This is a genomic window from Pseudomonas sp. GZD-209, from assembly GCF_049310485.1.
GTDB classification, from domain to species: domain Bacteria; phylum Pseudomonadota; class Gammaproteobacteria; order Pseudomonadales; family Pseudomonadaceae; genus Aquipseudomonas; species Aquipseudomonas sichuanensis.
The window spans coordinates 1-9,526 of sequence record NZ_JBMOWQ010000121.1 but is presented as its reverse complement, the minus strand read 5'-3'; the positions used below and the strand labels follow the sequence as shown (position 1 = coordinate 9,526).

At 64.1% G+C, this 9,526-nt stretch carries 11 protein-coding genes; 7 read left to right on the top strand and 4 right to left on the bottom strand.

From position 1 onward, the window contains the following. Nucleotides 1-66: 66 nt before the first annotated feature. A complete protein-coding gene (locus tag ACO6VM_RS14845) occupies nucleotides 67-1,341 on the bottom strand; it encodes a mechanosensitive ion channel family protein (protein ID WP_422403470.1) in 1,275 nt (424 codons plus the stop codon). A gap of 145 nt (nucleotides 1,342-1,486) precedes the next feature. Between ACO6VM_RS14845 and ACO6VM_RS14840 the strand changes: the two genes are divergently transcribed. From ACO6VM_RS14840 to ACO6VM_RS14830, 3 genes are all read left to right on the top strand, one after another. Continuing rightward, on the top strand, nucleotides 1,487-2,809 hold the full coding sequence (locus tag ACO6VM_RS14840; protein ID WP_401056538.1) for a DEAD/DEAH box helicase: 1,323 nt from the start codon (nucleotides 1,487-1,489) through the stop codon (nucleotides 2,807-2,809). A gap of 186 nt (nucleotides 2,810-2,995) precedes the next feature. Continuing rightward, entirely contained in the window at nucleotides 2,996-3,277 is a 282-nt protein-coding gene (locus ACO6VM_RS14835) for a BrnT family toxin (protein ID WP_322360228.1), read from the top strand. After that, nucleotides 3,252-3,494, top strand: a complete 243-nt coding sequence (locus tag ACO6VM_RS14830; protein WP_401056534.1) for a BrnA antitoxin family protein — start codon at nucleotides 3,252-3,254, stop codon at nucleotides 3,492-3,494. Before ACO6VM_RS14835 ends, ACO6VM_RS14830 begins: the two co-directional genes overlap by 26 nt. A gap of 12 nt (nucleotides 3,495-3,506) precedes the next feature. Here the strand turns inward: ACO6VM_RS14830 and ACO6VM_RS14825 are convergent, their stop codons facing one another. After that, nucleotides 3,507-3,776, bottom strand: coding sequence for a hypothetical protein (locus ACO6VM_RS14825; RefSeq protein ID WP_422403469.1), 270 nt, complete (start codon nucleotides 3,774-3,776; stop codon nucleotides 3,507-3,509). 159 nt (nucleotides 3,777-3,935) lie between these two features. Here ACO6VM_RS14825 and ACO6VM_RS14820 point away from each other — a divergent pair, with 159 nt between their 5' ends. After that, nucleotides 3,936-4,328 carry a transcriptional regulator gene (locus tag ACO6VM_RS14820; RefSeq protein WP_110996368.1) on the top strand — a complete coding sequence of 131 codons (393 nt, stop codon included), beginning with the start codon at nucleotides 3,936-3,938 and terminating at the stop codon, nucleotides 4,326-4,328. A gap of 106 nt (nucleotides 4,329-4,434) precedes the next feature. Continuing rightward, nucleotides 4,435-5,361 (top strand): DMT family transporter, encoded by a 927-nt coding sequence (locus tag ACO6VM_RS14815; RefSeq protein WP_422403468.1) that lies wholly within the window; start codon nucleotides 4,435-4,437, stop codon nucleotides 5,359-5,361. A gap of 25 nt (nucleotides 5,362-5,386) precedes the next feature. On the opposite strand, the gene ACO6VM_RS14810 is transcribed toward ACO6VM_RS14815, so the two are convergent. Next, the gene (locus ACO6VM_RS14810; protein WP_422403467.1) at nucleotides 5,387-6,559 is read right to left on the bottom strand and encodes an MFS transporter; all 1,173 of its coding nucleotides are present in this window, start codon (nucleotides 6,557-6,559) and stop codon (nucleotides 5,387-5,389) included. A 107-nt stretch (nucleotides 6,560-6,666) separates the two neighbouring features. On the opposite strand from ACO6VM_RS14810, the gene ptrR reads away from it, so the two are divergent. Further along, entirely contained in the window at nucleotides 6,667-7,560 is an 894-nt protein-coding gene (gene ptrR, locus ACO6VM_RS14805; protein WP_316905101.1) for a putrescine utilization regulator PtrR, read from the top strand. Nucleotides 7,561-7,686: 126 nt separating this feature from the next. Further along, nucleotides 7,687-7,815, top strand: a complete 129-nt coding sequence (locus ACO6VM_RS14800; protein ID WP_256206021.1) for a PA1414 family protein — start codon at nucleotides 7,687-7,689, stop codon at nucleotides 7,813-7,815. A gap of 100 nt (nucleotides 7,816-7,915) precedes the next feature. Here the strand turns inward: ACO6VM_RS14800 and ACO6VM_RS14795 are convergent, their stop codons facing one another. After that, on the bottom strand, nucleotides 7,916-9,295 hold the full coding sequence (locus ACO6VM_RS14795) for a sodium:solute symporter (RefSeq protein WP_422403466.1): 1,380 nt from the start codon (nucleotides 9,293-9,295) through the stop codon (nucleotides 7,916-7,918). Between the last annotated feature and the right edge of the window lie 231 nt (nucleotides 9,296-9,526).

Genomic DNA, 9,526 nt, shown 5'->3' with positions numbered 1-9,526 from the left:
TCCGCTTGTCTTTCCGGTTCTTCCTTGTTTTTTGCGTCCCCCCCCCCTCCCCCCCCCGCGATGGCTTCAGGCCAGTTCCTGACGCGTAACTCGCGTCGCAAGCCCCACGCGCATGTCATTGCCACTGGGCTGCTGGTACAGGCTAAGTCCGAACTCCGGCAGCACCGCCAGCAGGTAGTCGAAGATGTCGCCCTGGATGCGCTCGTACTCGGCCCATACCGTGGTGGTGGTGAAGCAGTAGATCTCCAGCGGCACGCCTTCGGCGGTGGTCTGCATCTGGCGCACCATGCAGGTCATGTTCGGGTGCACGTTGGGGTGGGTCTTCAGGTACGCCAGGGCAAAGGCGCGGAAGGTACCGATATTGGTCAGCTGTCGGCGGTTGGCCGACAACCCGGCGTTGTGGCCCTGGGCCTCGTTCCATTCGCGCAGTTCCTGGCGCTTGCCGGCCAGGTAGTCGCCGAGCAGACGCACCTGGCCCAGGCGCTGTTCTTCTTCCTGGGTCAGGAAGCGTACGCCCGCGGCGTCGATGAACAGGCTGCGCTTGATCCGCCGCCCGCCGGATTGCTGCATGCCGCGGTAGTTGCGGAACGACTCGCTCATCAGGCGCCAGGTGGGGATGGAGACAATGGTCTTGTCGAAGTTCTGGACCTTGACCGTGTGCAGGGTGATATCCACCACATCGCCGTCGGCCCCGGCCTGGGGCATCTCGATCCAGTCGCCGACGTGGAGCATGTCGTTGCTGGTCAGCTGCACGCTGGCGACGAACGACAGCAGGGTGTCCTTGTACACCAACAGCAGCACCGCCGACATGGCACCCAGACCCGACAGCAGCAACAGCGGCGAGCGGTCGATCAGGGTGGCGACGATGACGATGGCGGCGAAGATCCACAGCATCATCTTGGCCAGCTGCATGTAGCCCTTGATCGAGCGGGTGCGGGCATGTTCGGTGCGGGCGTAGATGTCCAGCAGCGCGTCGAGCAGGCACGACAGCGCGCGGGTCATGAACAGCAGGGTGATGGCCAGGGCGAGGTTGCCGAGAAAATGCTGGGCGGTGGCCGAGAGTTCCGGCACCAGCTTCAGGCCGAACTGCACCACCAGCGATGGAGTGGTCTGGGCCAGGCGGTGCAGCACCTTGTTGTGGCGCAGGTCGTCCAGCCATCTGAGCGCCGGTTGCCGTCCCAGCAGGCGGCTGGTGTGCAGGATCAGGAAGCGCGCCAGGCGGCCGATCAGCAGCGAGACGAGCAGCAGCACGGCCAGGCCGAGGGCGGCGTGCAGCAGCGGGTGTTGGTCGAGGGTGCCCCAGAGGTCGAGGGCATCGCGCCAGAATCGTTGGAGGTCCATAAGCGTAGGAAACGGTCTGTGTTGCGGTACGAAGCGGCATTAGAGCGTGGATCGGCGCAAAGTTGCCAAAAGAAATTCGGTTCTGGCGGCGGAAAACGTTACCCTATGCAACTTGAATTTTTCGCACTTGCCCGAGGTTACCCCCGTGTTTTCCCAATTCGCCCTGCACGAACGCCTGCTCAAAGCCGTGGCCGAGCTGAAATTTGTCGAGCCGACCCCGGTGCAGGCAGCGGCCATTCCCCTGGCCCTGCAAGGGCGTGACCTGCGGGTGACGGCACAGACCGGCAGCGGCAAGACCGCTGCATTCGTCCTGCCACTGCTCAACCGCCTGGTCGACCGCAGCGGCCCGAGCGTGGAAATCCGTGCGCTGATCCTGCTGCCGACCCGCGAGCTGGCCCAGCAGACCCTCAAGCAGGTGCAGCTGTTCTCCCAGTTCACCTACATCAAGTCGGGCCTGGTCACCGGCGGCGAAGACTTCAAGGAACAGGCCGCCATGCTGCGCAAGGTGCCGGACGTGCTGATCGGCACCCCGGGCCGCCTGCTCGAGCAGCTCAATGCCGGCAACCTCGACCTGTCCCACGTGGACGTGCTGATCCTCGATGAAGCCGACCGCATGCTCGACATGGGCTTTGCCGAAGACATGGAGCGCCTGTGCAAGGAGTGCGAAAACCGCAAGCAGACCCTGCTGTTCTCCGCCACCACCGGCGGCGCAGCCCTGCGCGACATCATCGGCAAGGTCCTCAAAGACCCTGAGCACCTGATGCTCAACAGTGTCTCGCAGCTCGCCGAAGGCACCCGCCAGCAGATCATCACCGCTGACCACGACCAGCACAAAGAGCAGATCGTGCAGTGGCTGCTGGCCAACGAGACCTACCAGAAGGCAATCATCTTCACCAACACCCGTGCCCTGGCCGACCGCATCTACGGTCATCTGGTGGCCAAGGAAGTGAAGGCCTTCGTACTGCACGGCGAGAAGGACCAGAAGGACCGCAAGCTGGCCATCGACCGCTTCAAGGAAGGCGGCTCCAAGGTGCTGGTGGCCACTGACGTGGCGGCGCGCGGCCTGGACATCGACGGGCTGGACCTGGTGATCAACTTCGACATGCCACGCAGCGGCGACGAGTACGTGCACCGTATCGGCCGTACCGGCCGTGCCGGTGGCGAAGGCCTGGCGATCTCGCTGATTACCCACAACGACTGGAACCTGATGTCGAGCATCGAACGCTACCTCAAGCAGCAGTTCGAGCGCCGTGTCATCAAGGAGGTCAAGGGTACCTACAGCGGGCCGAAGAAGGTCAAGGCCTCGGGCAAGGCGGTTGGCACCAAGAAGAAAAAGACCGACAAAAAGCCCGGCGACAAGAAGGGCGCCGCCAAGCGCAAACCGACCGCCAAGCCGAAGGCCAACGCGCCATTGGCCAGCTCCGATGGCCTGGCGCCGCTGAAGAAGCGCAAGCCAGCGGCTGAGTAAGCGCTTTTTGTTGCAAGCCCGCCACTGCAAGGGTGGCGGGTGATTTCGCGCTTTCCCCAAGCGTGCGTAGCCCATTTCCCAAACTGCTCCTCGGCCCAGGCATTTTGCTGCCTGGCTTCCAGACTCCCTCTGGCATGTTTTCGCTGGTAGGAGTAGCGTATGTACAACTGTAAATACGAAAGCTCCATGCGTTTTGAATGGGACGAGGAAAAGAACCAGCTGAACATCCGCAAGCACGGTATCGACTTCAACGAAGTGCCCGACATGTTCCGGCACCCGATGCTGGTGCTCAAGGATGAGCGATTCGACTACCTGGAACCACGCTGGATCAGCATGGGCTGGATCAACGCCTGGGTCAGCGTGGTCGCCTACACCGAACGGCAAGGGGATGTGATCCGAGTCATCTCCGCCAGAAGAGCCACCCGACGCGAGGAAATGCGCTATGTCGAAACCATCCATAAACAGTGATGAACACTCTGGTCGCGGGCCGATCGACACCTCGGACATCCCCGAGCTGGGCGACGATTTCTTCCGCCAGGCCGAGCTTCGCTTACCTGCCAAGCAAACCGTGACCATTCGCCTCGACGCTGACGTGCTGGCCTGGTTCAAGGAGCAAGGCAGCGGCTACCAGACCCGAATCAACCAGTTGCTGCGCCAATACATGCTGGCCCAGCAGCGCCGCTGAAACAGGCGCTGCTCAGGTCTTTTTCTCGGCTTCTTTCAATTCCTTGATCCGCTTGTCGATCAGTTGGCACTTGTCCGGCAAGTCCTTGCTCGCCGTGCCGAGCTCCATGCCTTGCAGCTCGTCGTTTATCTCTTTGGCTTTCTGCGGATTCTGCTCGGTCAGCCGGGCGACCAGCCCGGCCAGTTCCTCGCGTTTGTGCGTGGCTTCTTCTGGCGTGCAGGCCCAGGCGGGCAAGGCGCACATCAGACTGGCAAGCATTGCGGCGCGGTAGAGGGTTTTCATCATCTTGGCCTCTGGTGGTCCTGCTACGTGTGAGGGGCGGGGCAATTTGAAAGTTCAGATTGCCTGGGATGCCATCGGCAGCTTGCCGATCTGAACGGCGGGCGGCTTCTGTCGGTCCCACCTTGTGTAACCCATCCGTTCATTGCAGGAGGCCATTCCATGAGCCGCTACGACTGGGACCTGATCGAGCGCTTGCTGCACGAGGTGCAGAACGGCGCCGGTCATAGCTTCACGCCACGCCCCTATGCCGAACAGCACGCCGCAGCGCTGGCTGCAAATGGCCAGGCACCGGGCGACCTGGACCATCTGAAAACCCGCGCCTGCGAGTATGAAAAGCTTCTGTTCGAACGTGGCTTCATCGCCAGCCGGCCTGAAGAAGACGGCGGCAATGGCGAGAACTTCGTGCTGACCGAGCGTGGCTCACGCCTGCTCAGCTTGATCGACAGCAGCATCCCGGGTTTCGGCCATCCGCGCGAAGTCCTTGACCGGCAGGAAGATGCGCTGGACGAAAACACCTTCGACCAGGTCTCGGCAAACGCGCAGATCGCTTGAGGTCGTTTTGAGGCTGGCAAGTGGCGGGCTGAACGGCTGATAATCGCCGTTCGTCTGCCACTGCCGAGCCCTTGATCATGTCTGTAGAAACCCAGTTGGCCCGCTTATGAGCGAGGTCCGCAAGAACCCTGACGCCTTTGCCCTGCAGGTGATGCTGGGGCTGTGCCTGATCTGGGGCTGCCAGCAGGTGCTGATCAAATCCGCTGCCGTCGACATTGCCCCGGTGATGCAGGCAGCGTTCCGTAACGGCATCGCCGCCGTGCTGGTAGGGCTGCTGATCTGCTTCAAAGGGGGCTGGGGTCAGGTGGGTATCACCTGGCGTGCCGGGGTGCTGGCCGGTGCGCTGTTCGGGCTGGAGTTTCTGTTCATTGCCGAGGGGCTGAAGCTGACCTCGGCGGCGCACATGTCGGTATTCCTCTACACCGCGCCGATCTTCACCGCCCTGGGGCTGCATTTCATGATGCCCAGCGAGCGGCTGCGCCTGTTGCAGTGGCTGGGCATCCTGCTGGCGTTTGCCGGCATCGCCCTGGCATTCGCCGGAGGCGTCTCGTTCGAGCAGCTCGATGGGCGCATGTTGCTGGGTGACGCCCTGGCCATCCTGGGCGGCTTGGCCTGGGGCGCGACCACGGTGGTGGTGCGCTGTTCGCGGTTGTCCGAGGCGCCGGCGACCCTGACGCTGTTCTACCAGCTGGCGGTGGGTTTCGCCGGGCTGCTGATGATGGCCCTGGTGAGCGGGCAGATCGCTGATTTCGCGCTGACCCCGCTGGCGGTTGGCAGCGTGCTGTTCCAGGGCATCGTGGTGTCGTTCATCAGCTACCTGACCTGGTTCTGGTTGCTGCGCAAGTACCTGGCTTCGAACCTGGCGGTGTTCTCCTTCATCACGCCGCTGTTCGGGGTGACCTTTGGCGTCGTGTTGCTGGACGAACCGCTGAGCTTGAACTTCGTGGCCGGCGCGGTTCTGGTGCTGGTGGGGGTGATCATGGTCAGTGCCGAGGCTTGGGTGCGGCGGCAACTGCGCAGGGTCGTGGGGTAGCTGGCGAGCGACAGGGGCGCCAGGCTCAACCCATCTGGCGCAGGCCGGTGCATGACGCGGATCGTGGCACGGCCCCCGTCAGCACCAGTACCCCGGCCAGCCCCAGCCCCGTAGCCGCCATCATCAGCGCCGGCTGCAAGCCACCACTGAAGTGGCTGCTCAAGGCCGCCAGCAGCGGCCCGCTCAGTTGCCCCAAGGCAAAGCACGCGGTCAGCAGCCCGGCATTGCGCTGGGTCGCATGGGGCGCCAGTTCCCGCGAGCGCTGCATCACCAGTTGCATGCAGGCCAGGAACGGCCCACCGCAGAGCACTACCCCCAGGCCCAGCCCGATGCCGCCGCCCTGCAGGCAGGCCAGCACACCCAGGCCTTGCAGCCAGAGCGTGGCGGTCAGCCACGCCGAGGTGCGCCCTGGGCGGCGCAGGCTGACGACCACCACGCCCAGCGCCGCCGACAGACCGAATGCCGGCCAGAACAGATCGGCCATCCACTGCCCTTGGAACTGCTGGTTGGCCATCTGTGACAGGAAGGTGGCTGGCAAGATATAGCCGATGCCGTACAGCCCATACACCAGGCCCAAGCGGCCGATACCCTTGCCCTGTGTCGGGCCACTGTTGCTGGTGGCCGCGACGGGCGCTGGCTCCAGGGCCTGTGGCAACCAGCGCAGCACGGCCAACAGCATCACCAGCGCCGCCGCCGCGTAGATCAGCCACAGCGCCGCCGAGCCAAGCCCCAGCAGGTGCGCGCCGAGTGCCAGCAGGCCGGTGACGGCGATTCCGACACCGGGCCCGGCGAACACCAGGGCACCGAGGCGCTGTCGGCCATGGGCGTTGGCCAGTTGCTGGCTGAGGCTGGTGATCATCACCAATACCCAGGCACTGGCCACGCCCGTGCCGAAGCGCAGCAGCAGATGGCTCCAGAAACCGTCGGCGGCCGCTGAGGCGAGGGTGAGCAGCACGCAGAGCCACAGGCCGCCGTGCAGGCGCAGACGCACCTGGGCCGGCTGGCGGGCGAACATGCCGTCCACCGCACCGAGGAAGTAGCCCAGGTAGTTGGCGGCAGCCACCAGGCCACCTGCCGTCAGGTCGAACTGGCCCTCGGCGATCAGGCGGGGCAGTTGCGGGGTGAGGGCGAAACGGCCGATGCCCATGGCCATCATCAGGGCCACGGCGCTGGCCAGCAGTTGCACGAAGGGCGACATGGAGGCGTCTCCTGCTCGAAGGGTTGCGATGGATGGCAGGGTAGGGCGGATTGACTTTCAATAAAATTGAATAATGATGATTAAGTTGTTCTGTTTTGGAGAAAGATATGGAGTTCAGCCAACTGCGTATCTTCCTGGCCGTGGCCGAGGAAGGTTCGATCACCCGCGCGGCCGAGCGCCTGCACCGTGTACCGTCGAATCTGTCGACGCGTTTGCGCCAACTCGAGGAGCAGTTGGGCGTGGAGCTGTTCCTGCGTGAGCGTCAGCGCCTGCAACTGTCGCCTGCGGGCAAGGTACTGCTGGATTACGCCAACCGCCTGTCGGCCCTGCGTGACGAAGCGATGGCCGCCGTGCAAGGCGGTCAGCCGGCCGGTGATTTCGTGCTGGGTACCATGTACAGCACGGCGGCGATCCATTTGCCGGCGCTGCTGGCGCGCTATCACCAGGCCTACCCCGCAGTGAACCTGCAGGTCCAGGCAGGCCCCAGTGGCGATTTGCTGGAGGGGCTGCTCAGCCATCGGCTCGATGCCGCGCTGGTGGATGGGCCACCAAGCCTGGCCGGGTTGGATGGCGTGCCCTTGTGTGAGGAAGAGCTGGTACTGATCACCAGCCCCGAGCATCCACCGGTCAGCAGCGCCCGGGATGTGGCTGGCAGGGCGGTGTTCACCTTCCGCCAGGGTTGCTCCTACCGTATGCGCCTGGAGGCCTGGTACGCCCATGCCCACACGCCCATGGGGCGAGTGATGGAGATCGAGTCGTACCAGAGCATGCTGGCCTGTGTGATCGCTGGCGCCGGGGTGGCGCTGATGGCGCAATCGATGCTCGACAGCCTGCCGGGGCGTGACCGGGTGCGTGCCCATCGCTTGCAAACGCCATTCGATCAGGCGGTCACCTGGTTGATGTGGCGCCAGGGCATGCGCGGGGCCAATCTGCAGGCGTGGATCGAATTGCAACAAAGCGAAACGATTGACCGACCGTCGGAAGCTGTCGCCTGCGCTTGATCCGGGTCAAAATCGCCCATATCTGTAAGAACAGGCGCATGCGCAATGCAGGACATCGGACTATGATCTGTATGACGCATCGCAGGATTGATTGACCGTGAGGCTGAACCCGTCAAGGGGGCATTTATGAACGAACGCATGTATAACTGGCTCCACGACCTAGCCGTCGCCCTGGGCTTGCTCCCGCCACCTCTACAGCCGGTGCCGATCCCTACCGACGAAGAACAGCGCAAGCGCCAGCCGCGTCGTCGCTGATACACCAGGCAAAAGGCCGCCGCATCGACAAGATGCGGCGGCCTTTTGCATTGAGGGTGCAGCTAATCGCGGGGCAAGCCCGCTCCCACGGGGGTTGGCGTCAGGCCAGGTTGACCGCCGCAGCCGGCTTACGCGACGCCAGGCTGACCACCACGAAGCTCACCAGGCCGATCGCCAGGCTGTAGTAGATCGGCGAGTTGGCATCCAGGCCATCCTTGAACATGAAGAACAGCGCGGTGACAAAGCCCAGCGACATGCTGGCGATGGCCCCGGCGGTGGTTGCGCGCTTCCAGAAGATCGCCCCCATCAGCGGGATCAGCATGCCGCCCACCAGCAGGTTGTAGGCCAGGGTCAGGGCGCTGATCACATCGTTCACCGCCAGGGCGATGCCCAGGACCACCAGGCCGGTCAGCAGGGTGAACAGGCGGTTGATGCCCAGGCTCGACTGCTTGCCGCCGCGCAGCTTGGGCAGCAGGTCTTCGGTCAGGGTGGTCGAGGCGGCCAGCAGGCCGGCACTGGCGGTGGACATCATCGCGGCCAGGGCGGCGGCCATCAGCAGGCCACGGACACCTTCAGGCAACTGGCCCTTGATCATCTCGGCAAAGGCATTGTTCGGGTTGGCCAGGTCTGGCATCAGCACGTGGGCGGACATGCCGATCAAGGCGCAGGCCAGGCCGTACAGTACGCAGTAGACACCCGCGGTGGTGCCGGCGCGCTGGCAGACTTTCTCGTCACGGGCGGTGAACACCCGCTGCCAGATGTCCTGGCCGATCAGGATGCCGAAGAAGTAGATCAGGAAGTAGGTGATGATGGTGTCCCAGCCGATGGTGGTCCAGCTGAAGCTGGCCGCCGGCAGCTTGGCCACCAGGGCGTCCCAGCCACCGGCCTTGTACAGGCACACCGGCAGCAGGATGAACATCAGGCCCACGGTCTTGATCACGAACTGGACGATGTCGGTCAGGGTCAGCGACCACATGCCACCGATGGTCGAGTACACCACCACCACGCCACCGCCGAACAGCAGTGCCATCCAGAACGGCACGTCGAGCAGTACCTGCAGCACGGTGCCCATGGCCAGGGTCGAGGTCACGCCGATCATCAGCGCATAGGCCAGCATGATCGCTGCACTGGCCTGGCGGGCCATGGGGTTGTAGCGGCGCTCCAGCACCTGGGTAACGGTGAAGATCTTCAGGCGCAGCAGCGGTTTGGCGAGGAACAGGTTCAGCGCGATGATGCCCAGGCCCAGCGCGGCGCACAGCCAGAAACCGGAGATGCCATGCACGTAACCCAGGCGCACGGTACCGACGGTGGAGGCGCCACCGAGCACGGTGGTGGCCATGGTGCCCATGTACAGGGTCGGGCCGAGGTTGCGCCCGGCCACCAGGTAATCTTCGTGGGTCTTCGCACGTCGCATGCCGTACCAGCCAAGCGCGAGCATGCCGGCGGCATAGATCAGTACAACGATGATGTCCAAGGCCATTGGGGGTCTCCCGATTATCTTTATTATGGCGAGATCGGCCGTCCGGGCGGGTTCACGCGCCCGGCGGTCCTGTGATGTGTTGGCGGGCCTCTATGGCCCTCCCGAATGGCTCCTGCCGGGGGTGTTGGCTGTTGTGGGGGGGGGGGGGGGGGGGGGGGGGGGGGGGGGGGGGGGGGGGGGGGGGGGGGGGGGGAGGGGAAAGAGAGAACAGAAGGAGAACAACAATAGCAC